We start from the raw sequence: 24,012 nt of genomic DNA on the forward strand, positions 1-24,012 counted from the left end.
TCCTCCGCTAAAGCCCTTGCGCGAGTGGCGAGTGGGCGTTGCGCAGTGAGTAGTAGTCACGGAACCAGGCGATGAATCGTCCGAGTCCTTCATCCAGCTCGATCCGTGGCTGGAAACCGGTGGCCTGGGCCAGATCGCTGGCATCGGCGCAGGTGTTGAGCACGTCGCCCGGCTGCAGGGGCAGCAACTCGACGAGGGCTTTTTGTCCGAGGTGTTTTTCCAGCAGCGCCAGGTAATCCGTGAGCTCCACTGGCTGTTGTCCGCCAATGTTGTAAATGCGCCATGGCGCCATGCTGCTGGCCGGGTCCGGTTGTTCGCGGTTCCAGTCCGGTGTTGCCTGGGGGGCGCGTTCGATCAGACGGGCGATGCTCTCGACGATGTCGTCGATGTAGGTGAAATCACGCTGGTGCTGGCCGTAGTTGAACAGCTTCAGCGGCTGCCCTTCGGCAATCGCCCGGGCGAACTGGATCGGCGACATGTCTGGCCGGCCCCAAGGCCCATACACCGTGAAAAAACGCAAACCGGTGCAGGGAATACCGAACAGATGGCTGTAGCTGTGAGCCATCAGCTCATTGGCTTTTTTGGTCGCGGCATACAGCGACAACGGGTGATCGACGCAGTCCTTGACCGAGTAAGGCGTGTGCTGGTTGGCGCCGTAGACCGAACTGGACGAGGCATAGATCAAGTGTTTGACCGGATGGTAGCGGCAGCTTTCGAGGATGTTCAAAAAACCGCTCAGATTGCTGTCGACGTAGGCCCGGGGATTTTCCAGGGAGTAACGCACCCCGGCCTGGGCCGCGAGGTGAATCACCACCTCCGGTTGTTCCACGACAAACAATGCGTCGAGGGCCGTAGCGTCGGCCACATCGACTTTTGCGAGCGGGAAATCGCCGACTTGCTTACGCACCCAATCCACGCGGTCATGCTTGAGTTGCGGGTCGTAGAAGTCGTTGAAATTATCCAGGCCGAGAACCTCATGCCCGTCGCGCAACAGCCGCAACAGGCAATGGGCACCAATGAAACCGGCCGCTCCGGTGACGAGAATTTTCATGGCTGCGGCGCCTCCGGAGCGATGTGCCGTAGCCCGATGCCGCTGTAGTGCAAGCCGGCCGCCGCCACCTGTTCCGGGTTGTAGAGGTTGCGCCCGTCGACAATCACCCGTGCGCGCAATTTGCTCGCCAGCAGGTCGAAATCGACCACGCGGAAGTTCTTCCACTCGGTGCAGATCACCAGCGCGTCGGCATCTTCCAGGGTGTCGTCGCGGGTCGCGCACAGGTGCAGGTCATTGCGGTAGCCGTAAATGCGCCGGCACTCGGACATGGCTTCCGGGTCGTAAGCCTGGACGCTCGCACCTTCTGCCCACAGCGCTTCCATCAGATAACGGCTGGGGGCCTCGCGCATGTCATCGGTGTTGGGCTTGAAGGCCAGGCCCCAAATCGCGATGGACTTGCCGCCCAGCCCATCGGGAAACAGCGCCTGCAGTTTGCTGAAGAGGATGTGCCGTTGGCTGTCATTCACATCGGTGACGCTGCGCAGCAGACGCAAAGACATGCCGTGATGTTCGGCGGTGTGCAGCAGGGCGCGCAGGTCTTTAGGGAAGCATGAGCCGCCAAAGCCACAGCCGGGGTAGATGAAGTGGTAACCGATGCGTGGGTCCGAGCCGATGCCTTTGCGCACCGCCTCAATGTCGGCCCCCAGCAACTCGGTGAGGTTGGCCAGTTCGTTCATGAAACTGATGCGGGTGGCGAGCATCGCGTTAGCGGCGTACTTGGTCAGCTCGGCGCTGCGGTTGTCCATGAACATGAGCTTTTCGCGGTTGCGGCAGAACGGTGCATAGAGTTCGCTCAATTGGTTGCGCGCTTCATCGTCATTGGTGCCGACAATGATCCGGTCCGGGCGCATGCAATCGGCCAGGGCGCTGCCTTCCTTGAGAAACTCGGGGTTGGACACTACTCGAGCGTTCAACGCCTCTTTGCCACGGCGTTGCAGTTCTTCATTGGCGGCGCTTGCCACTTGGTCCGCGGTGCCCACCGGCACGGTGGACTTGATGATCAGGGTGCGATCGGATTCCATGAAGCCGGCGATTTGCCGAGCGACACTCAGCACATGGCTGAGGTCGGCGGAACCGTCTTCATCGGCGGGAGTGCCCACCGCGATGAAAATCAGCTCGGCGTGTTCAACTGCGTCACTGGCCTGGGTGGAGAAGAGCAGGCGACCGGCCTTGATGTTGTCTTCCAGTGTGCTGGACAGTCCCGGTTCGCTGATCGGAGGCACGGCTTGTTGCAGTTGCTTGATCTTGTTCAGGTCAATGTCGACGCACAGCACGCGATGTCCGACATCGGCCAATGCCGCGGCTTGTATCAGACCGACGTAACCCGTACCAAATACGCTCACGTCCATATTGGCGTGCCTCGTAAAACGGTGGATGTAACTGAAATGAGACTGTCAAAAGGGGTATAGCCCAGCCATGGGAAAGCGAGTCAGCAAAATGACGGGTAACGCGCCCCGTAAAACCCCGGTTTCACGGGCTTTTTGCCATCAAGTGCTTGCCGCTGCTGGATTTGCCGCGGTTTTGAGGGGTTTTTGCGGATTTGAAGAAAACGATAAACGGTCGTAGGGCTTGAAACACAAGGGTTACAGACGCTTGAGTGTGTCAGATTCGAGGCAACGTTTTTTTGACGCTTTGGGAAAAAAACCGGCATTTCTTGCGCTTCGAGGGCTCGGTGCTAGTGTCAGAAAATGGCCGACCATCCATTGGCCACGGAGGTGCTGTCATCGCCATGATCCGTTACCTCAAGGAACTGTTGCTGGTTCTGTATCTGCTCAAGAATTACGACGACTACCTCGATCGTCTTGACGCGTTGGGCATCGGTTTTCCGATGCTGCTGTATGGCGCAATGTTCGTCGTGCTGACAGTGGCGCTGTTCATGACCGCGTACATCCGTCAGACGCTGATCCGTCATCTGTTCGCGTTGGTGATGTCTGGCTCGGCGGTGTTCTTCGACGTCTATACGCAAGTGACTGCCGGTTACATGACCTACAGCAGTTTTGTGTCGCTGGTGTATTCCGGCGGGTTCATTCAAGAGGCCGCGTACCAGTACCGCGATGCAATCATCAGCGCAATGGTCAGTGGTTTGTTGCTGCTGATCGGTCTCGGGCTCAAGCCGCGGCGACGGGCACCATTACCGGGTGCACTGCTGGTGGCGGCGCCAGTGCTCGGGGTGCTGATGCTCAGCACTGTGCTGTTCGTGCGGGCCGGCGAGGGCGCCCGTGGCTTGCCGATCATGTACACACCGTTGGCCTATCTCAATCTGTTCACCTATGAAGCGCTGCACAATACCGTCGGCCCGCGTGAGCCAGTGAGCCTGTCGCGCGTCGATCAGCCGGTGGGGCACGACATTGTGCTGATCATCGACGAGAGCATTTCCGGCAACTACCTGGACATCAACACGCCGTTCGGTGTGCACAGCAACCTCAAGGAACCGCGCCCGGGCGTGGACATCTTCAATTACGGCTACGCGGCGTCCATCGCCAATTGCAGCGCCGACACCAATGTCACCCTGCGCTACGGTGGCACCCGCACTGACTACATGCGGATCAACAGCACATTGCCGTCGATCTGGCAGTACGCAAAACGAGCCGGGCTGCGTACCGTTTACATCGACGCCCAGCGCACCGGCGGCCACTTGCAGAACCTGATGAACGCCGCCGAGAAAAAGGACATCGACGAGTTCGTGCAATTCGACCGCACCAGCGTGCGTGAGCGCGACATGGCCGCGGCGGCCAAGCTGATCGAGTTGCTCAATGACGGTAAGCCGGAGCTGGTAGTGATCAACAAGGTCGGTGCGCATTTTCCGGTGCACGACAAGTACCCGGACGCGTTTATGGCTTACCGTCCGACATTGCCTCGTGGACGGTTTGTCGAAGTGGCGGACACGGGCACACGCGATGGTTTCAACGGTCAGCCGGATGATTGGTTGCTGTACCGCAACGCCTACAAAAATACCGTGCTGTGGAATGTCGGCGAGTTCTTCGCACGGGTGTTTGCTCAGGCGGACCTGAGCCATGCGCTACTGATCTACACCTCGGATCACGGGCAGGATCTGCACGAGCGCGGTAACCCGGGGCTCAATACGCACTGCGGTGATGATCCGGTGGAGGAGGAAGGGTTGGTGCCGTTGGTGGTGATTTCCGGCAGTGGTTTGCAGACCCTGGACTGGCAGGCGCAATTGCCGGCCAACAAGGATCGCTCCAGTCACTACAACATCTTCCCGACGTTACTGCAGGTGATGGGTTATGACTTGGCGGGGATCGAGACGGTGTATGGCAAACCGTTAAGTGTGCCGACGGCGGATGAATTCACCTTCAACTATCGCTTCAACGCGCGGCTCGGTGCGGTGCCGGCGTGGAAGTACATTGACCTGAAGAGCATTGTGACGCCTGGGCGGGTGGTGCCGAGTGTGGCGGTGGGGCAGTGAGATGGTTTGTTGGCTGAGCCCCCTTCGCGAGCAAGCCCGCTCCCACATTGGATAGGTGTGAACACAGATTTTGTGTACACCGGCGATCCCTGTGGGAGCGGGCTTGCTCGCGAAGAACGATAACGCGGTCCCGCTGCCGTCCGCTATCCTAGGCCCACTGCCTTCAACGAGTCTCCCCACATGCTTTCGGTCCAGGGCGTCTTCAAAAGCTACGCCACCCCCCAAGGCCCGCTGCCGGTATTGCAAGGCGTCGACCTCACGTTGAAACCCGGCGGCAGCCTGGCGCTGATGGGTGAATCGGGCAGTGGCAAGAGCACCTTGCTGCACCTGATCGCCGGGCTGGACAAGGTCGACCGTGGCAGCATCCGCAGCGGCGAGCATCGGCTGGAGCAGATGAACGAAAGCCAATTGGCGAACTGGCGGCGCACCGAGATCGGTCTGGTGTTCCAACAGTTCAACCTGATCGGCAGTTTGCGCGTCGAAGACAATCTGGCATTTCAGGCGCGTCTGGCCGGGCGCCACGATCCGCGCTGGCAGGCGCATCTGGTGCAACGTCTTGGGTTGGCAGAGTTGCTGCGGCGTTACCCGGAGCAACTGTCCGGCGGGCAACAGCAGCGGGTCGCCTTAGGTCGCGCCCTGGCATCGCAACCCAAACTGCTGCTGGCCGACGAGCCCACTGGCAGCCTCGATGAAGCCACCAGCGATGAGGTGTTGAAGTTGTTGCTGGAACTGCTCGATGACAGCCCGACCACTTTGCTGATGGTCACTCATAGCACTCGGGTTGCCGCGCGGCTGGCAGACAAAGTGGTGCTGCACGGTGGCCGTCTGGCTGGCGCGGACGAGCGCTGAAGTGCGGGTTTTTCGTGAGACGCTGCGGGCGCTGCTCAGCCATTGGTGGCAGCACCCGGTGCAGTTTTTCAGTGTGCTGACCGGGCTCTGGCTCGCCACCAGCCTGCTGACCGGCGTGCAAGCGCTGAACAGCCAAGCGCGAGAAAGCTACGCCCGGGCCAGTCAACTGATCGGCGGCGAACCGCAAGCCAGTCTCACTGCACCCGGCGGCGGAGTGTTTTCCCAGCAAGTGTTTGTCGATCTGCGTCGTGCGGGTTGGCCGGTATCGCCAGTGTTGCAGGGGCGGGTTACGCTCAAGGGCCATGAAGACCAGCGCTTGCAGTTGATGGGCATTGAACCGGTGTCGCTGCCGGCCGGTTCCGCAGTGGCCGGGCGGGCGTTGCCGATCGAGCAGATCGTCGAGTTTTTCACCCCCCCGGGCAGCACCTGGATTTCACCGCAGACGTTGCAGGCGTTGGGCTTGCGCGAAGGCGAAACCCCGGTAGCCCAGAGTGGAGTCACCTTGCCGCCGCTGCGTGCCCAGACCGACATGGCGCCCGGTGTGTTGCTGGTGGACATCGGCTTCGCCCAACAGATTCTGCAATTGCCCGATCAATTGTCACGCCTGCTGCTGCCCAAGGATTTCACCGCGACCCTGCCTGATGAGCTCAAGGGCCAGCTTCAGTTCAAAAGCAGCGGCGAAGAAAACAACCTTGCGCGCCTGACCGAGAGCTTCCACCTGAACCTCGATGCCTTGGGTTTTCTGTCGTTCGTGGTCGGCCTGTTCATCGTTCACGCGGCGATCGGCCTGGCGCTGGAGCAACGCCGAAGCTTGCTCAGAACCCTGCGCGCCTGTGGGGTCAGTGCCCGAATGTTGATTGCCTGCCTTGCCATCGAGCTGGTTGGCCTGGCGCTGATCGGTGGTATCGCCGGCGTTGTCAGCGGCTACCTGCTGGCCGGCGTGCTGCTGCCGGACGTCGCTGCCAGCCTGCGCGGCTTGTACGGCGCCGAAGTGCCGGGGCAGTTGAATCTCAGTGCGCTGTGGTGGTTCAGCGGTATTGGTCTGAGCCTGCTCGGCGCTTTGCTGGCCGGCGCCAACAGTTTGCTGCGGGCGGCGCGTTTGCCATTGCTGGCACTGGCCAATCCGCAAGCCTGGCATCAGGCCCACGCACGCTGGTTGCGGCGCCAGGGTTGGGTCGCGGCGATAGCGGCGGTCATCGCGTTATTGGCGTTGAGCTTGGGCGACAGCCTGAGCAGTGGCTTCGTGTTGATGGCTGCGCTGTTGATCGGTGCCGCACTGGCCTTGCCGGTGGTGTTGAACAGCGTGCTCAACTGGGTGCTTGGGCGCAGTCGTTCGGTGCTCGGCCAATGGTTTCTCGCCGACTGCCGTCAACAACTGCCGGCCCTGAGCCTGGCCTTGATGGCGCTGTTGTTGGCACTGGCGGCAAACATCGGCGCCGGCAGCATGACCGCCGGTTTCCGTCAGACCTTCAGCAACTGGCTCGAACAACGCCTGACCGCCGAGCTGTACCTCAATCCGCAAAATCCCGCCCAGGCTCGAGAGCTGCACACCTGGCTCAAACAACAACCTCAAGTCACCGCAGTGCTACCGAACTGGCAGGTATCGATCCAGTTGCAAGGCTGGCCGACGGATATCTTTGGCGTGATCGATCACCCGACTTATCGTCAGCACTGGCCGCTGCTGGAAGCCTTGGGCGACAACCCTTGGGAGCGGCTGGCCAAGGATGACGCACTGATGCTCAGCGAACAACTGGCGCGGCGGTTGAAGGTACGGCTCGGTGATCACCTGGCGATCCCCACGCCGAATGGTCCATGGTCGCCGCAGATCGTCGGGATTTACGCCGACTACGGCAATCCCAAAGGGCATCTGCTGGTCAACATCAGTCATCTGCTGCGCGGCTGGCCCCAATTGACGCCCAACCGTTTCAATCTGCGCATTGACCCGACGTCGATTCCCGGATTCCTGACCGCGCTGCAAGCACGCTTCGCCCTGGACGACAGCCGTATCGTCGATCAGGCCCGGCTCAAGGGCTGGTCCACGCAAGTGTTCGAACGCACCTTCGCCGCCACCGCCGCGCTCAACAGCCTCACGCTGTGCGTCGCGGGCGTGGCGCTGTTCATCAGCCTGCTGACCCAAAGCCAAAGCCGCCTCGGACAACTCGCACCGCTGTGGGCGTTGGGCGTCACCCGGCGCCAATTGATGCTGCTGAACCTCGGGCAAACCTGGTTGCTGGCGGTGCTGACGCTGGTGCTGGCCTTGCCCTTGGGCATCGCGTTGGCGTGGTGCCTGGACACGGTGATCAACGTTCAGGCCTTCGGCTGGCGCTTGCCGTTGCGGGTGTTTCCGTTGCAACTGTTGCAGTTGATGGGCCTGGCGTTGCTCGCCACGTTGCTCGCATCCGCATGGCCGTTGTACTCGCTGTATCGCACGCAACCGGCGGATCTGCTGAGGACGTTTGCTCATGAAGATTAAGGTTGGCCTGTGGTTATTGGCCGCGTTGCTGAGCGGATGCGACAACACGCCTGCGCCGGAGAAAGGCTTCGCCGGCCTCGGTCATCAGGCCGAGGCATTTACCCCGGTGGTGCCTGGGCGCGTCTTCAATTTTCCGGCGGATCATGGCCCACACGATGGCTTTCGCATCGAATGGTGGTACGTCACTGCCAACCTCAAGGACGATCAAGGCCAGGAATTCGGCGCGCAATGGACACTGTTTCGCAGCGCCTTGAAAGCGACGCCCGAGCAACCCGGCTGGGGCAATCAGACCATCTGGCTGGGCCACGCCGCCGTGACTTCCGCCACGGCGCATCACGCCGCCGAACGCTACGCCCGAGGCGGCGTCGGCCAGGCCGGCGTGAGCCTGGCGCCGTTCAAGGCATGGATCGACGATTGGCATTTCAGCAGTCAGGCCAGCCATGAAGATCCTCTGGCGGACCTGCAACTCAGCGCTAGGGATAAGGCTTTCAGCTACCAGCTTCGACTGACCTCCACACGGCCGCTGGTGCTTCAGGGCGACAAAGGCTTCAGCCAGAAATCCGAACAAGGCCAGGCGTCGTACTACTACAGCCAGCCGTTTTTCCAGGCCAGCGGCACATTGCAAATCGATGGCAAAACCTACACCGTCAGCGGCCCGGCCTGGCTCGACCGTGAGTGGAGCAGCCAACCCCTGACCGCCAACCAGACCGGCTGGGACTGGTTCTCCCTGCACCTGGACAGCGGCGAACAGGTCATGCTCTATCGCATGCGGCAAAAGGACGGCGCGCCATACCTCACCGGCACCTGGATCGATGCCCAAGGGCAGACGCAGTTATTGCATGCCGACGACATCAGCCTCACGCCTCAGGAGAAGACCAGTGTCGCTGGCCGCTCGATGCCTGTGAGCTGGTCGATCAAAATCCCCGCCAGGCATCTCGATATCACCATCAGCGCCCTCAACCCCAAGGCCTGGATGGACTTGCGCATTCCCTATTGGGAAGGACCGGTGCGCCTGAGCGGCAGCCATGGCGGGCAGGGGTATCTGGAGATGACCGGGTATTAAGATCAAAAAAGGGTTATGCGCATGCCGCAATGTCGCGGGTGTACTCGGTCGGTGTAGGAGCTGCCGAAGGCTGCGATCCTTTGATCCTGCTCCTGATGCGTCCAATCCACAGGAACTCCCAGAGACCTCCATCTCTCTACCGTAATAATACCGGCAGGAGCCCGCCATGAGCGACGACCTCAAACCGCCCACCCTTGGCGCCTGGCAGCGGCTGTTCGACGACAAAGCCTACTGGCAGCAATCCCCCGACGCGCACTACAGCGAACTGCTGCGCATCGCCGACGATCTGCTGGGGCAGGGCGCCATCGACCTCGATCAGTGGCAAATTCTCAAGACCAAGGCCGATCAATCCCACAAAGACTCGCCTGCCGTGAACGTCGCCCATGAAGTCGAAGATCCCGAAGCCTGAGGACATCCCATGAATCGCAAACCGACCACTCCCTCGCAAAACCCCGACGAACCCCGGCCACCAGGCGAAGTCGAGCGCGACAACGACGCCCTGCGGCCCACCGATCCGACCCGGCGCAAGGAAAGTGGTAAAGGCACAGAGAGCGGCGAATCCACCGCGCAAGAAACTGCGAACACTCCCTGAGTAGAGTCTATGCAGGCGAAAATGAAAGATCTGAACGTAGAACAGAGCGTTGTGGTGACCTATACCGAGGTGCTGAAAGTAACCAGCCAACACCCAAGCTGATCATTACTTGTACCTGTTGATTGTTTCTGTACAGAAAGTTGTATAAGAACAATCAGTTTTAATGGTCGAACTGGTGAGTTTAAGAAGTTTGTATCTGAAGTTTTAGCAAAGGCTTACGAAATACTACGTGCATAAATTTCATGTTTATACCGAGGACATATCCGCCAAATTCTATTAAAATCCTTCCCGTTCGCCCGGTGTCAGGGCTCTTTACCGGTGCATGGATTGCCAGGCCATTACACTGGGCGAACACCTTCTTTGGAGGTGCTGTTTAAAAGTTTCGGATATAAAAAATGGGCGACCTTGGAGTCGCCCATTTTTATTGGCTGGGTTAAAGCGGCGGCGCCGGACACCCTACCGGGGGGTTGTAATGGCGTTTGTAGCCTGAGTCTATTTCAACCCGAAATTGTATCCATTATCGGAGTGCTGGCCTGGAGCTGCTGCCGGTAGTTGGCTGCACGCTGAAGCACTCGGCACAAGGCCTGAAAATTTGCCGGTTTGGTCAAAATATCATTGGCACCGGCGGCCCTGAAACGTTCTATCTCGCTCGAAAAAGCACTCGCGGTGAAAGCAACGATGTAGCAAATATCGCCCAGTGGGAGTTCGCGGATTTTACGGATGGCCTCCAGCCCATCCATGACAGGCATGTTGATATCCATAAAAATGATATCTGGAGTGGAAGTCATGCACTGATTGATCGCCTCCAAGCCATCTGACGCAAGGTCGGGCGCATAACCCAACTCTTGCAACATCGCCATGGCAACTTTCTGACTCACGGGATGGTTTTCCACCAGCAGAATATCGAGCGGGTAATCCTCGGCAAAAGATGAGTCGAAACCAACCGATGCATGATCATCCCGGATGGGTAGTTCCGAAACTGAAAAAAGCTCCATGGGGAGTGAGAAGGAGAACGTCGATCCGATGCCAGGCTGACTGGTAAAGGATAAAGTCCCCTGCTGCGCCTCGACCAGATTTTTGCAGATTGAAAGACCGAGCCCACTCCCGGTAAAGCGTTGACTGGCCGGTCCTTTAAACTGAGCAAAGGGCTTGAACAGGCTGTCTTGCCGCTCCATGGGGATACCTATGCCGGTATCGCGTATGGAGAACTCGAGTCGGGCTCGAGTGCCGTAACCGCTAGTCGTGACCATGAGCGATACCTTTCCGGCCTCGGTGAATTTCACCGCATTGCCCAGCAAGTTGATCAATATCTGGCGCAGGCAATTGGTATCGGTTTTGACCAAGGGAGGTACGTCTGGTGAGACCTGGGCCTCAAGTACTATTGGCTTGTCCTGCATGTTTTGCCGGATCATTTCAATACTGGATGAAACCAGAGCTCTTATGTCGAAGACACGAGGTTTCAACTCAAGTTTGCCTGCTTCGATTTTTGCAAGGTCGAGAATGTTGTCGATAAGAGACAGCAGGGCTCGTCCGCTTGTATTAATCGTTTGTAGCAGACTGCTTTGCTCGCGGTTCAGGGCAGATCTTGCCAGCAACTCCGTCGCGCCGATAACACCGTACATGGGCGTGCGAATTTCATGACTCATGGTGGCCAAAAATCTGGTCTTTGAACGATCAGCGTCCTCGGCGGCATTTTTTGCCTGATTCAATACCTCTTCGTTTATTTGCAATTGCTGGAGATGAGCGCGCATGCGTATAACGCTGAAGACGAGAAATACCAGAATGGCCAGGATGATATGGTGCAGGGAGTCCTGTTTAAGTTGCTGGTAGTAATCCGTCAACGTCATCTCCGCACCCGCAACATAAATCGTACCGTCCTGCGATTTCATAGGGACGAAGACTGCGCGAAAATCTCCCCAGTGATCCGAGTAGTCGATCCAGGTAGGTTCGGTGCGTTCAAAGCTGTCGAGCAAAGCCTGACTGGCATCCGGGTAGGGATCGAAAAAGCGTACGAAATTCTTCTCCTGGATCTCTTTTTTCGATGCGCTGGAGCTGACCAGATGAGCCTCGCCCGAGCGTTTGACCACACTGTAGACAAAAGCAGTACCCATGGAATCGTTGAAGCTGGAGAGCCGTTGAATGGCATTCCAGTCCTCCGCCTCGGATTTGGACTGTTTGTCGATCAGATTGTCATGGTAGCGATCGCCAAGGATGGCCGAAGCCCCCAGCGCGGCATGCAGCAGCTTGTTATTAATGTTGTCAGTGAGGATCCCTTGAGTCTCGACGTAGAGGTAGTAGATATAGCCACTGACACCTACTATGTAGACCAAGAGAAAAATCCACGTTTTCCGTTTGAGTTTGAACATAAATCACAGCCTCCATACTGTAGGGCCAAGCATAATTTGAAGGCGGGCTGAAAACCATTGTTTTGTTTTTTTGCTGTTTTCAGGTGAGGCGTTACTTGACCGAAGAGCCAGTTTTTTTACTCGCGATGTTGAGTCGATTTTTTGGATTGATCAGAAATTTAAAGACAGTTTTTAACAAACGCTTGTGAAGTGCAGCGTGCATAAGCCTGGGCGGCGATGTTTAAATGTTTCGGACATAAAAATGGGCGACCTTGAAGTCGCCCATTTTTATTGGGAAACCACCAGACTTTTCTTGGAATTATTTTTGGATTGCTCATTTTTGACCTTCAAATGGATTTGGCCAGTAGATTCGAATTGCTTCACCTTTGACAGGGTGTAGTTGTAAGTGCGGGCGATCACCATGAGGATCATTGGGGTCGTGGTTTGCCATGGTGACTTTCCTTGCAAAAAAGGGGACAGATTTTATTTTTAAGAAATATATCTGTCCCCTTTTCTGAGAAAAATGGGAGGCTTATGAGTTCGAAAGTAAATTTAGTTCTCCTACCCCATTATTTACCTTAATTTTCGAGCATATATGTCTCGATTTTACTTATGTATTCTTGTTTGCTTTTTGTTTTAAAAATCTCAATAGTTTGTACGGAGTCGCCGATAGGCTCGCCTTTTTTGTCGTATTTTATTGTTAAAAACTCAACGACGAACTCACCGTCAGGATCCCCCTCAGGTTCGACTCGTGAGTCAAAGCAGTATCCTGTGCCTTTACGGGCGCCACCCAACAATACAGAGCTGCTGAACCAATGTGCTGTTTCTGGTTTTAGGTCTACTTCAAAAAGATTGTTTATGGTAATGGTCCAGCCACTGGGCACTCTAATAGGCTGCAGCTCGAACTCTAGTTTCTTTTTCATTTGACTTTTCCCATGTATTTTTTAACTTGTTGGGGGGCTGGGAAGCTATGGATAACGGGTTTATTGCCGCCATTAGTTAATTCGATTCTTACCCAGTGTGTGAGTTGTCCTTCGTTATATCCAGGTTTGTCTGCTTTGTAAAACATGAAGCGAGTCCCTCCATGGTCGAATACATTACCCTCCTTGATTGCCCCATATGCTGCTTGTTTTTCGAACCCTTTGACATTGTTTGCAATGTCCGGAAGGTAAGAAGCTTCAGGTTGGCCACCTCGGGATCCATTTCCTACGCTTAGCTCTCTAGCTTGGTCAGCTGAGCGAGCGTTCAAGTGCTTAGTTTTATGGAAATCGCCAGGTCTTTGAGCGTTGTAAACGTCGGATCTTAAATCCTTCCGAGATTGGTAGTCACTCGTATCTACTTTCTTTGGGCATGGGTTAGGGACATATTGGAATAAAAGGGGGCAGATTTATTTTTATGAACGCTTAGAAAATAAATTTGTCCCCTTTGTAGAGTTTGGAGGGCTTAATCTAATGGATAATTGCATGTCCAAGGCGGCCTAAACAGGTCTGGGTTAATATTGTTTTTCTGTAGAAAATTATTGATGTTTTCTTCGGTTTCAATTTTTTGTAATCTTATTATTGTGATGTCGCTATCGTCAATGCTGTCTCTTGTTTCAAGTATATGTCGTGGGATGCTGAACTCGATGATGACATAATTTGAATTTTTTGCATTTTCTAAGAAGTCATAAAACAAGCGGGTTGCGCGTCGATTGATAAAGTCGATTTGATAAACTGCGTAGATGGCAATCCATCTGCGCAGAGAATCGTCATTTTCTGGAAGTTCTTGTGCAATTTCAAGATATGATTTGCTTTCAAGTCCATGCCAGACTTTTCTTGGGATCATTTGTTAAATGCTTCTCCTGTGAACGAATGTCGGCAATAAATAAATAGCTAAAGAGGGGTAGGTTGTTTTCAGGCGCATAGAAAATAAAGTTGTCCTCTTTTGCTTCTTGTTAAATGGATCTGTTCTGTTGTTCGAATAAATCTTTATAAGCTGATAAGGTCATTTTCCAATTTTCAAATAGCCTCTCTTCGGATCCTTCGACTCCTTCGGGGTAGGCATGTATCTAACTAAAGAGGCAATTTCTTCTGGGTAGTCGAAGTTTGCGTACAGCTCTTCAACTATTTCAAGAGGATCTTCATAGTCTTCTTGATGCTCAAGTAAAAAAGAAAGTAATAAAAGAATCCAAGGTTTGGTGGTGTCTGTTACTGGTGAGAGGTCCTTATCTGCCAGTGATTGGAGTAAGTCACTTGCCAAATAATTTTCTTGAGGTAGCAATGAGGCGAGTTCAATGGCTTCTTGTGAAGATTTTTCTGTTAGGGTTTTACAAGTGTATTCCGATACTCCTTTTTCATCTATAAAGCCATGCTCAAACCCATATAGAGGCTCTTTCCAATTTAACCATGGAGTTTTTTTGTACATATAATAGCTGTCAAGCGAAAAATTTTTCATTTTTGTATCTGCTTGCAAAAAAAGGAGCAGATTTATTTTCATGTGCATAGAAAATAAATCTGTCCCCTTTTGTACTGCCTTTTGTACTGTCCCCTTTTGGACTGATAGTTGTTTGTAAATTTACAGGGGGTAGTCACATCGCCACGGCGGTGTGAAAAGTTCAGGTGCAATATTGCTTTTTTCTAAAAGGAGGTTTATTTCTTCCTCCGAGTCCATTGTTTCAAGTTTTATTATTGTGATGTCTCGGTCATCAATGCCGTCGCTTGTTTTTATTGTTTCAATTGGTATTGAGAATTCTATTACTGCATAGCGTGAGTTCTTTGATGAGTTTATGAAGTCATAATATTGAAAGGGGTCATCTAACGAAAATTTAAATTTGTAAATTGCATATATGGCAATCCATTTTCGCAGTAATGAATCTTCAGACTTAAGTTCTTGTGCGATTTTGTCATAGCCTGTACCTTCGAGTCCGTACCAAACACTTCGCGGGATAATTTTTTGGTCGTTCATTTTTGCCCCTCAAATTGATTTGGCCAATAGATACGAATTACTTTTCCGTCTTTTGGGTGTAGTTGCAAATGCGGCAGTGCAGAGTGAGGGTCATTAGGGCTATGGTTGGCCATGTAAACTTTTTTAGTGTCTATGTCGGAAACAGGAGTGTCATCCCAGTGGTAGTAAGATTCTTTTCCTTTGGGGGTCTCAAAGTAGTCCTTTGCCGTCACTGAGTTAAAATCTTCAGCGTTTCTATAACCTTTGCCGACATATTTACCCCTGAAAAGTTCTTCGGCCTCTGCTCGGCTATTGACCGTTACATCTCGTGCTCCTTGATCGAGTTGATCTGAAGCTCTCTTTACAGAAGGACTTGACCAAGGAACATTGGGAGCCGGCGGTTCTTTGGTGTCTACCTTGGCTTTACCTGCGGGGTTTACCGAGGGATCTGCCTTATCTCCTGCCCCAGGGCACCCATTCAACCCCAACGGATCCACCCACCCCGTAGGGTTAGGCACGTACTGGTAGTTGTTCAACCCACCCGCAAGCTTTATCGGATCCGGCGTCAGAAACCGTCCAGTCCCCGGATTGTAGTAGCGATGCCGGTTGTAATGTAACCCTGTCTCGGCATCGAAATACTGGCCCTGAAAGCGCAGCGGGTTGTCGATTTCGGCGACGTCCAGCGCAGCGAGGTTGCCATAGGCGCGGTACTTGGCCGACCACATGATCTCGCCGCTGTAGTCGGTGAGTTCCTGCGGTGTACCGAGGTGGTCGAGTTGGTAGTAGAACGGCGCGGCCTTTAGCGGGCCTTCGCCGTCGAGCATGGCCAGTGGGCGGAAGCTGCCGGGTTCGTAGATGTAGCTGCGATAGCGGTTGTCGGCGCTCTCGGCGATGAGGCGTTCGCCTTGCCACAGAAATTCGGTGGTGTGGCCATCGACCGTTTTGGCGATGCGTCGGCCGAAGGCGTCGTATCTGTAGCTTGCGATGCTGCCGCCGGGGAGGTTGACGCCGATGAGGCGATGTTGGCAGTCATAGCGGTACTCGGTGACGAGTTTTTGCCCGGTGCCGCGACGTTCGCGGATCAGGTTGCCGTGGGCGTCGTAGTCGTAGTGGCGGTCGCCCTGCATCAGCAGGCGGTTGCCTTTGACGTTGGCCAGGTTCGCGGTCGGCTGGTCGCCTTGGCCGAGGAGGTTGCCCGCCGGGTCGTGGGCGAAGCTTTCCGGCGTGGTGCCACGGACGTTGATCAGGCGGTCAAGCGGATCATAGTGATACCTGCGGTTGCCTTTTCGGCTGTCGTCGATGCCCGCGAGGTTGCCATTGGCATCGTAGGCGTAGCGACGGTGGAACAGGTTGCGTTCTTGTTGGCTGACGGTGTGGGCTTGCAGTCGGCCTTGTTCGTCGTACTGATATTGGCTGAGCAGCAGGCCTTGTTGGCGCTGCTGTTCCCGGCCGGCGTTGAACTGGTGCGTGGTCAGGCGCGAGCCGTTGAGGTCGATGCTGCTCAGGCGGCCGCCGGATTGGTGGCGGTAGTCGAGTTTGCTGCCGTCGGGGAGGCGGCAGTGGCTGAGTTGGCCGAGGTTGTCGTACTCGTAACGCAAGGTGCCCCAGCCTTGGTGTTCGGTGATCAGGCGGTCTTGCAGGTCGTATTCGTACGCCAGCGGCCAGTTGCTGTCGTCGACGTTTACGAGGCGACCGAGGGCGTCATAGCTGTAGTGAATTTCCTCGCCATCGGCCAGGGTTTTCACCAGCAGGCGGCCGGCTGCGTCGCGCTGGTACTCGGTAATCAGCTCGCTATCGTCGTCACCGAATTCGGTTTTCTTCAGCAACTGGCCGTTGAGGTCGTACTCGTAGGCTGTACGGCGACCGTCGAAGCCGGTTTCCTGTTGGATCAGGCCGTTGGTGTAGTAATCGAGGTGGTAGTGTTCACCGCGCTCGTTCTCGATCTCGGTGAGCAGCAAGCGTGAGTTGTCGTAGCGGTAGCGAAGCTGACTGCCATCCGGGTTGAGGCGACGGCTGACCAGGTGCAGGCCATCGGCGTATTCGTAGCGGGTGACGCGGCCCAGTTCATCGCGTTCGGCAGTGACTTTGCCGTAGGCGTTGTAGGTGAACGCGCGGGTTGCACCGCCGGGCAGGGTGATTTGCGCGAGACGGTTGGCAGCGTCCCATTGGTAGTGAGTGATGGCGCCGGTTTCTTCCTGACGGGTGATCTGCCGGCCCAAGGCATCGTAGCGGTACTTGCGCTGACCACCGTCGGGCAGGTGCTCTTCGAGCAGTTGGCCGAGGTTGTTCCAGCCCAGTTGATGGCGACTGCCATCGGGATGACGGATTTCCAGCAGACGGCCCTGACGGTCGTAGCTGTAGAGGGTGGCATTACCGTCCGGGTCGATCTGCTGAGTGATGTCGCCCTGATTGTTTCGTTGATACTTCCAGGTGGCTTTGCCTCGGTGCACGTCGCTGACGAACCCGTTGCTGTATTCATACGAAACGGGTTCATCTTCCGGCGGAATGACGGCGGTCATCAGGCCGTCTTCGTCGTACCGATATTCGGTAACAGCGCCTAGCGGATCTTTCTCTGCAATCAGCTGGCCTTTATCGTTATAGGCCTTCAGGTGTTCAGCACCGTCGGGATCGATCTTGCTGATAAGCCGTGCTTTATCGTCGTGGGTGTAAACCTCTTCGCTGCCATCGGCGTTGGTAACGGTGACGCTGCCTTTATCGTCCCAGGCGTAATGCGCTTCCATCTGCGAGAAACTTGCCCAGTGATGGACGCAGCGCGCCAACTTGCCTTCGTTCTCCCACTCCCAGAAGAAGCTCGCGCCACCCGCCAGTTGCCGTTCAAGAATCACGTGCTGATCGTTGTAGCGATAGTGTTCGGCTTCACCGGCAGCGTTCTTCGCTTCAATCAGGCGATGCTGTGCATCGTAGCTATACGTGACCAGCGTCTGGATGGTGTTCCAGGCGTCTTCCAGATTGTCTGCGGGGATAAATTGTTGATAGTCGACGGCGATGATGTGCTTGCGGTCGTATCGCAAGAGCAGGGCGCGACCGGCACCATTGTCGAGGCGTTTGATCCTGCCGTGAATGTCACGGGTGACGTGCAACCGGTTGCCATAGCTGTCGCTAATGGCGATCAGGGTTGCGCCTTTGCTGTTGTAGCGGAAGTGGTAGAACGATGGTCGGCTCCCGGCTTGAGCCAGGACAAGCTCCGACGGATCGTCACCAATGAAAATCGCTGCCCGTGACAGGCTGTTGGTGATCGCTGGCCGTTGATGGCTTGGAAGCGGGAATGGCGTTGCGCGGTTTTCGTGGTCGGTCCAGATGACTTCATCGTCATTGATATCGACCCGGTGTGCCAGCGCGTGGCTCCAGCCATAACCCAGGCCGCAATCGATTTCCACTGCGCTGCTTCGGTAAAGACGTGTCCACTCAAACGGCAGCAGGCCGTCGAGCTGACCATCATTGAGCGTCAGTAACTCTTCACCGGTGACCATCGATACGGGGCACTTGTCGGTGCAGGTTTTGGCCGCGGGCTCAGCGCTTTGGTCGGCAGGTGTCTTGGCTTGCCTGGACGCGTCGTCGCCGGTTTTTCCCTTGCCCAGTTTTGTGTTTTTCTTGCCGTCAAAGCGAACCTGTGCCACCCCTTTATTCACCTGAGCCGTCACGCCACGAGCCGCCACCGCGGTGTATTTCGCGACGTACTCCATGAAGCCTTTGATGATCTTGAACACCGACTCCACAAAACCGGTCACGGCCTTGATGATGATTTCGCCGTACTTTTTCAATCGCGCGGCGAGGTAGATGACACCAGTACCCTCTGCAGCGATGGTCAGCACGATCGAAATCACGATATCGATCGCGATGCCGACGACCGCCGCCGTGGTCATTTTTGCGGCGTCACCGGCCATCTTCATCGGTGGCAGGCCGGCCAGCCAGATCACGGCACTGCGTACCATCAGGAACAGAGCGGCCTCGTCGCTGGCCAGCAGCATGGCCTTTTTCATCACGTCTGGCGTTTCTTTTGCCAGCGCTATCAGCTTTTGGGTACCTGCACCGAGGTCTTTCGCAAACTTGCTCGGGTCTTGCAGGATGTCGAGCACCAGGCTGATGCCGTCCCAGACCCCTTTGATCGCTTCCCAACCGCCTTCAAGGATGCCGTTGCCGACCGCCATGGCGGTCCCCGAAGCAGACATGTTCGACCATTGCGGTTTGAAGCCGGCCCATTCCTTGCGCAGGAAACCTTCCAGTTGACCGGTCAGGCCGTCATAGGATTTGAACAGGGTATCGATTTGCGCCGGCGTTACTTCGTTGTGAACGCGGATCTTGTAGAACTTGCCCGGAATACCGCCCGTCCAGCTGGCTTTGCCTTGGGCGTCGAGTTTGACTTTGCTGACCGCGCCGCCTTCTACCGCAATGATTTCGACTTCGATGTCACCCAATGGGATGTCATACACCGATTCGAATTTGCTCTCGATCAGCAGCGGCCCCTTGAGTGGGCACTGGGCAACGTTCGAGGCGAAATCGCCGTCGCTCATGCTTACCGATTTGCTGGTGTTACCGACCTTGATGACGCGCTCCATACCCAGCAGGGAGGGCAGGTCTGTTGCTCGACTGCCTTTGTCGGCGGCTTTCGCGTACCAGGTTTTGGTCTGTTCTTGATACAGCTTCAAGCTGTCCTTGAACGTGCTCAGTTGGTTGTCAACGTAGGCAACGCGATCCATCAGCCTTGCTCCAGAATCAGGTGGTTTAACAGTGCTTCATTAGGGTTTTTCGGAGCATCCGGGCGGCGCACGAAACGTGCGACTTTCAGCTTCAGATTGCTCTCGGGATAAGCGGCGTAGATGTCTGGACGTTCCTCTTCCAGCCATTGCATCAGGTTGCCGATCAGGGTCGACGGGTTTTGCTTGGCGAGGCTGTCGAGCAGCTTCTTCGGCACCTCCCACCAAGGCCAATCCTTAGCTGGCGGCACCACTCTCGGCCCCACCTCCAGGCTTTTGCCATTAATCAGATACCGATCAAACACCGGCAGCACTTCACCGGCGGCATCGCCGAGGCCTTCCAGAATCGGGTAGATATGCCGTCCATCCCAGAACCGGAAAAACACTTCAGTCCCGTCCTGCATCCGAACCTGAGTGAGGCTACGCAGATGTTCGAACACCACGTTCGGTTCGCTGCGGGAAACGGCTAGCCACCCCCAGTCGAGGGCGTCCGTTTCGGCAATCCATGACAGGAAGCTTGAGTTGGGTTTCAACTCGGTGAGGTAGGGCATCACCGGCTGCCAGGCCGCGTAGGGTGTACCGCCCCAGATTGGGATCGCCTGGGTTGTGGGTTCATTTTGGTAAAGCGACTTGAGCGCTTCGGCATCGCTGGCGGCGCTGACAATCAGGTATAAACGTTCGCCCGTCTGCAACGGCCGTTCAGCCAGCCAAACCTGTGGAGTCATCGGATCAGATCGCACAAACACCTGCCTTACACTTCTCGCACTCTTCACAGAACGGCGCATTACGTTTCAGCGTATTGATCTGCGCCGGGCTCAGCACCGCACCCGCCTTATCCGCATCCGTCTGCTTCAACGCCCCCGGCAACAACGGCGCAGCCCCCGTCCCACTTCCCGGCCCACCTCCAGAGTTGATGTTGATCACCGGCCCGCTCAGCGTTACGCCGCTGGCATCGATCTTGATGAAGCTGCCGCCGCCCTTGAGGGTGAGTTCGCTGCCGGCTTCAAGCACGACTTTCATGCCGCTGCTGAGGTGGATTTCCTGGCCGGCTTCGATGAACTGGCCGGTGCCGACCTTGATGTGCTGGTTCACGCCCACGGTCAGGTGGTCATTGGCGCGGGCTTCGACTTTGCGGTCGGCATAGACGGTGTGGTGTTCTTCGGCCTTGAATTCGCTGTAGCTGTTTTTCTCCACGGTGTCGTGGCGTTCGTTGCCGACGCGGATTTTCTGGTCGTGCTCGACGTTTTCGTCCCAGTCGCGCTGGGCGTGCAGGAAGATTTGTTCCTGGCCTTTCTTGTCTTCGATGCGCAGTTCGTTGAATCCGCCGCCGCCCGGAGAGCTCAGGGTTTTGAAGGTGCTGCGGGTTTTGTTCGCTGGCAGGGCGTACGGGACGACGTTTTCCTTGTGGTACAGACAGCCGCTGATCAGCGGTTGTTCGGGGTCGCCTTCGAGGAAGCTGACCAGCACTTCCATGCCGATCCGCGGGATGGCGATGCCGCCGTAATGGGCGCCGGCCCAGGCGGAGGAGATGCGCAGCCAGCAGCTGGTCTTGTCGTCGGCCTGACCTTCGCGGTCCCAGTGGAATTGCACTTTGACGCGGCCGTACTGGTCGCAGTGGATCTCTTCACCTTTGGGCCCGGTGACCACGGCGCTCTGACTGCCGAGGATCCGTGGTTTGGGGTGGTTCAGCGGCGGGCGGTTCGGCACGTCCCAGGGGGTGGCCTGGAAGCGGTTGCGGTAGCCCTGGTGGAAATCGTCTTTCAGATTAGTGGTGCTGCTGGTGACCGACTCTTCCAGCACTTGCGGCTGTTTGCCTTCGTGGAGGATTTCGGTCAGCAGCCACAGGTCGTTCCATTTGGCCTTGGGGTGTTGGGTCAGGGCCAGGAAGTGGCCGCTGACCAGCAACGGCTGATCGCTTTTGCCTTCGACGAGCTGGAAATCGCTGCGGTGACGTTCGAGGGCGCGCTTGGCCAGGTGCTTGCCGCGTTCGCGGTCGATGAAGCGACCGGGGTAGTCGTAGTCTTCGAGGTCGGGCAGGGCGTCGCCACGGTGTTCGCTTTCCAGGGTCAGGCGCGGTTTTTCGAAGTCGTAGTCGCGGCGGGTGGTGCGGCTGGTGCGGGTTTCCAGGCGCAGGTCGAAGCGCTTGATCACCGGGTCATTGGCGACCATGCCGGAGTCTTGCTGGTAGGCCACGGGCGGAAGTTTCGGGAACACCGTCTGGTCATCGCCGAACACCAGCTTGTGGGCCGTGGCGCTGTGCTGGAAGTGGTAGTGGATACCTTCTTCCTCGCACAGGCGCTGGATGAATTGCAGGTCCGATTCATCGTACTGAACGCAGTAAATGCGCTCGGGATAGATCGCCCCGACTTTGAATTGGTAGGCATTGCTTTGGATGCCGTGCTCTTCGAGGACCATGCCAATGATTTTCGGCACGCTGAGGTTCTGGAAGATGCGTTGGTTGATGCGGTGCGCCAGATAGGCCAACTGCGGACGCAGGGTCACGGCGTAGCGGGTCAGGCGTTTGCCCGAATCGCCCTGGGCGGCGCGGTAGATCTGGCCATGGATGCCGCTGCCGTCAGGCGAGAGCTGCAAAAAGGCCGGTTTGTGCAATAGCGTTTCGAGGTCCAGGGACGGCTGTTCACTGACCAGATCCACCTCAAACACAAAAGGCTGGCTGATGGCTTCCCGACCTTGCAGGGCAAGGACCTGGAGATCGTTCTCCAGACCTTCGACAGTCAGGGCAAAGTGAGTCTGATTGGCCAGCGCGAACATCCCTTGTTCCTCATGCAGTCTGCGGGGCACGCCGACACCCAAACGGGCGCTTGCGGGCGCGAAAATTCCAGGTAGGCGCAAATGACATCGACCAGCAGAGCTGGCCGATGCTTGAAACGGTCGGCCAGACTTAGCCAGTGACCGGGGAACGCCAGTCATCGGAACCCGAAGTACCGGATACTTCGTGGGTCCAGGTGATTTTGCGGTAGGTGAATTGCACTTCTTCCAGGTGCGTGAAGTGCGAGTTCGACAGATCCTGGCAGTTGTGCATTTTGTTGTTGATGGCGACGACGATCGCGTCTTCCAGTTTGGTGGTGTAGTAGTGCTCTTGGGTACCTTGAGCTGAAGTGCGGTACCACTGGATAACGATTTCGCTCAAGCGCTCGCTGGAGGTCAGTGCCGCTTGCAGCAGTGGCGAAGACTTGTCGTAGACCTTGGTGATCACGACTGGCTTGTGTACACGCTGAGCGGTCGGTTGGCCGGACTGTGGGTCACGCGGGACGATCACGTCGTGGCTGAACGCCTGAACCATGACCTGGTCTTCGTGGCCTTCCTGGTAGGTGTTGCCAACGGAGTCGGCGGTAAACGCGCCGGCAGTGATCAGGCCTTGTTTCTCGCCGGTAACGGACATGTACGCTGGTGTAGCCATGGATGTGCTCCTTGCTGAAAGTTAGGGTGCCCGGGAGGCGGTATCGCCCGGTGGGTGCCTGACTGTTATCAAGGAGCGTGCCATAAATGATTAATGCTATATAAATCAGATGGTTGAGGTGATTTTTTTCGGCGCCGAAGAGGTTTTCGGCAAGGATCAGCTGAAAAAGTGCGCAAGAAGTTGCGCACCACTGCGCAACTTCTTGCGCACTCGGCTGGAGGGCTTGATAAAGCTGGCGTCCAGCCTCGCTAGAGAACTTTTCACCGACACAGTTGCGCAACTTCTTGCGCATCAAGGCCATGAGCCGTCACCCCCGACAATGGGCGCAACGAACAGCGCTGCCCGGAGGTCAAACCCAGCATCTGGATTACTGAACAACCCTGACATCGACTGGAGAACGACATGAAAATCCTGATGGTTTTAACGTCCCACGATCAACTGGGTAATACCGGTAAGAAAACCGGCTTCTGGCTCGAAGAATTCGCCGCGCCGTATTACACCTTCAAGGATGCTGGCGCGCAGCTGACCCTGGTTTCACCCAAGGGCGGCCAGCCACCGCTGGACCCTAAAAGTGATGAGCCCGACGCGCAAACCGCGGCCACCAATCGCTTTCGCAAGGATTCCGCTGCCCAGTCTGCTTTAGCGTCTACCGGGCTGCTGGATACCGTGAGGGCCGAAGACTACGACGCTGTTTTCTATCCAGGAGGGCATGGCCCGTTGTGGGATCTGGCTGAAGACCCCTTTTCAATTGCGCTGATTGAAGCGTTTTACAAGGCGGGCAAACCGGTGGCAGCGGTCTGTCATGCGCCGGGGGTATTGCGTCACGTCAAGGATGAGGATGGCCAGCCGTTGGTTAAAGGCAAGCGGGTGACAGGCTTCACCAACTCCGAAGAGGCCGCTGTGCAGCTGACAGACGTGGTGCCGTTTTTGGTGGAGGACATGCTCAAGGCCAGCGGGGGACTTTTCTCCAAGGCCGATGACTGGGCGAGTTACGTGGTTGTGGACGGTCTATTGCTGACCGGTCAGAACCCCGCTTCGTCGGAAGCGACCGCCAAGGCGTTGTTGGCGAAGCTGCAATAAGATCAAAAGATCGCAGCCTGCGGCAGCTCCTACTTCGACCGCGTGCAACCGCACTGCAACGGGTGCACTCGACC

The 24,012-nt window shown here is 56.4% G+C and carries 19 protein-coding genes; 7 read left to right on the forward strand and 12 right to left on the reverse strand.

The genetic code is table 11. The features are described 5' to 3' along the window. Window positions 1-7: 7 nt before the first annotated feature. Together ABH909_RS14755 and ABH909_RS14760 are read right to left on the reverse strand one after the other, a co-directional pair. Window positions 8-1,051 carry an NAD-dependent epimerase gene (locus ABH909_RS14755; protein WP_429434282.1) on the reverse strand — a complete coding sequence of 348 codons (1,044 nt, stop codon included), beginning with the start codon at window positions 1,049-1,051 and terminating at the stop codon, window positions 8-10. Further along, on the reverse strand, window positions 1,048-2,400 hold the full coding sequence (locus ABH909_RS14760; protein ID WP_429434285.1) for a UDP-glucose dehydrogenase family protein: 1,353 nt from the start codon (window positions 2,398-2,400) through the stop codon (window positions 1,048-1,050). The genes ABH909_RS14755 and ABH909_RS14760 overlap by 4 nt, the downstream gene beginning before the upstream one ends. 380 nt (window positions 2,401-2,780) lie before the next feature. Between ABH909_RS14760 and ABH909_RS14765 the strand changes: the two genes are divergently transcribed. From ABH909_RS14765 to ABH909_RS14790, 6 genes are all read left to right on the forward strand, one after another. After that, window positions 2,781-4,478: a sulfatase-like hydrolase/transferase gene (locus ABH909_RS14765; protein WP_429434288.1), complete on the forward strand. Its 1,698-nt coding sequence runs from the start codon at window positions 2,781-2,783 to the stop codon at window positions 4,476-4,478. A gap of 180 nt (window positions 4,479-4,658) precedes the next feature. Beyond that, window positions 4,659-5,327 carry an ABC transporter ATP-binding protein gene (locus tag ABH909_RS14770; RefSeq protein ID WP_429434291.1) on the forward strand — a complete coding sequence of 223 codons (669 nt, stop codon included), beginning with the start codon at window positions 4,659-4,661 and terminating at the stop codon, window positions 5,325-5,327. A gap of 1 nt (window position 5,328) precedes the next feature. Further along, a complete protein-coding gene (locus tag ABH909_RS14775) occupies window positions 5,329-7,800 on the forward strand; it encodes an FtsX-like permease family protein (RefSeq protein ID WP_429439909.1) in 2,472 nt (823 codons plus the stop codon). Further along, window positions 7,790-8,863: a lipocalin-like domain-containing protein gene (locus tag ABH909_RS14780; RefSeq protein ID WP_429434293.1), complete on the forward strand. Its 1,074-nt coding sequence runs from the start codon at window positions 7,790-7,792 to the stop codon at window positions 8,861-8,863. Before ABH909_RS14775 ends, ABH909_RS14780 begins: the two co-directional genes overlap by 11 nt. Window positions 8,864-9,029: 166 nt before the next feature. Next, on the forward strand, window positions 9,030-9,272 hold the full coding sequence (locus ABH909_RS14785) for a hypothetical protein (RefSeq protein ID WP_429434295.1): 243 nt from the start codon (window positions 9,030-9,032) through the stop codon (window positions 9,270-9,272). Window positions 9,273-9,281: 9 nt separating this feature from the next. Further along, window positions 9,282-9,455: a hypothetical protein gene (locus tag ABH909_RS14790; RefSeq protein WP_429434298.1), complete on the forward strand. Its 174-nt coding sequence runs from the start codon at window positions 9,282-9,284 to the stop codon at window positions 9,453-9,455. Between the two features lie 497 nt (window positions 9,456-9,952). Here the strand turns inward: ABH909_RS14790 and ABH909_RS14795 are convergent, their stop codons facing one another. From ABH909_RS14795 to ABH909_RS14840, 10 genes are all read right to left on the reverse strand, one after another. Further along, window positions 9,953-11,821, reverse strand: a complete 1,869-nt coding sequence (locus ABH909_RS14795; protein ID WP_429434301.1) for an ATP-binding protein — start codon at window positions 11,819-11,821, stop codon at window positions 9,953-9,955. A 557-nt stretch (window positions 11,822-12,378) separates the two neighbouring features. Then, window positions 12,379-12,723, reverse strand: coding sequence for a hypothetical protein (locus tag ABH909_RS14800; RefSeq protein ID WP_123499714.1), 345 nt, complete (start codon window positions 12,721-12,723; stop codon window positions 12,379-12,381). Then, the gene (locus ABH909_RS14805; RefSeq protein ID WP_429434304.1) at window positions 12,720-12,869 is read right to left on the reverse strand and encodes a hypothetical protein; all 150 of its coding nucleotides are present in this window, start codon (window positions 12,867-12,869) and stop codon (window positions 12,720-12,722) included. The genes ABH909_RS14800 and ABH909_RS14805 overlap by 4 nt, the downstream gene beginning before the upstream one ends. 374 nt (window positions 12,870-13,243) lie before the next feature. Further along, complete coding sequence (locus tag ABH909_RS14810) at window positions 13,244-13,624, reverse strand: hypothetical protein (protein ID WP_429434306.1); 381 nt, start codon at window positions 13,622-13,624, stop codon at window positions 13,244-13,246. A 159-nt stretch (window positions 13,625-13,783) separates the two neighbouring features. Next, window positions 13,784-14,233 carry a DUF2247 family protein gene (locus tag ABH909_RS14815; protein WP_429434308.1) on the reverse strand — a complete coding sequence of 150 codons (450 nt, stop codon included), beginning with the start codon at window positions 14,231-14,233 and terminating at the stop codon, window positions 13,784-13,786. A 120-nt stretch (window positions 14,234-14,353) separates the two neighbouring features. Continuing rightward, window positions 14,354-14,743: a hypothetical protein gene (locus tag ABH909_RS14820; RefSeq protein WP_429434311.1), complete on the reverse strand. Its 390-nt coding sequence runs from the start codon at window positions 14,741-14,743 to the stop codon at window positions 14,354-14,356. Further along, window positions 14,740-19,440: an RHS repeat-associated core domain-containing protein gene (locus ABH909_RS14825; RefSeq protein ID WP_429434313.1), complete on the reverse strand. Its 4,701-nt coding sequence runs from the start codon at window positions 19,438-19,440 to the stop codon at window positions 14,740-14,742. Before ABH909_RS14825 ends, ABH909_RS14820 begins: the two co-directional genes overlap by 4 nt. Next, complete coding sequence (locus ABH909_RS14830) at window positions 19,440-20,162, reverse strand: DUF4123 domain-containing protein (RefSeq protein ID WP_429434315.1); 723 nt, start codon at window positions 20,160-20,162, stop codon at window positions 19,440-19,442. The genes ABH909_RS14825 and ABH909_RS14830 overlap by 1 nt, the downstream gene beginning before the upstream one ends. Before the next feature lie 4 nt (window positions 20,163-20,166). Beyond that, complete coding sequence (gene tssI / locus ABH909_RS14835) at window positions 20,167-22,209, reverse strand: type VI secretion system tip protein TssI/VgrG (RefSeq protein WP_429439912.1); 2,043 nt, start codon at window positions 22,207-22,209, stop codon at window positions 20,167-20,169. A 130-nt stretch (window positions 22,210-22,339) separates the two neighbouring features. Further along, window positions 22,340-22,858: an Hcp family type VI secretion system effector gene (locus ABH909_RS14840; protein ID WP_429434317.1), complete on the reverse strand. Its 519-nt coding sequence runs from the start codon at window positions 22,856-22,858 to the stop codon at window positions 22,340-22,342. Between the two features lie 402 nt (window positions 22,859-23,260). Here ABH909_RS14840 and ABH909_RS14845 point away from each other — a divergent pair, with 402 nt between their 5' ends. Continuing rightward, the gene (locus ABH909_RS14845; protein ID WP_429434319.1) at window positions 23,261-23,938 is read left to right on the forward strand and encodes a type 1 glutamine amidotransferase domain-containing protein; all 678 of its coding nucleotides are present in this window, start codon (window positions 23,261-23,263) and stop codon (window positions 23,936-23,938) included. Window positions 23,939-24,012: the final 74 nt, after the last annotated feature.

This window comes from Pseudomonas sp. BS3782 TE3695 (assembly GCF_050435305.1).
In the GTDB taxonomy this organism is placed as follows: domain Bacteria; phylum Pseudomonadota; class Gammaproteobacteria; order Pseudomonadales; family Pseudomonadaceae; genus Aquipseudomonas.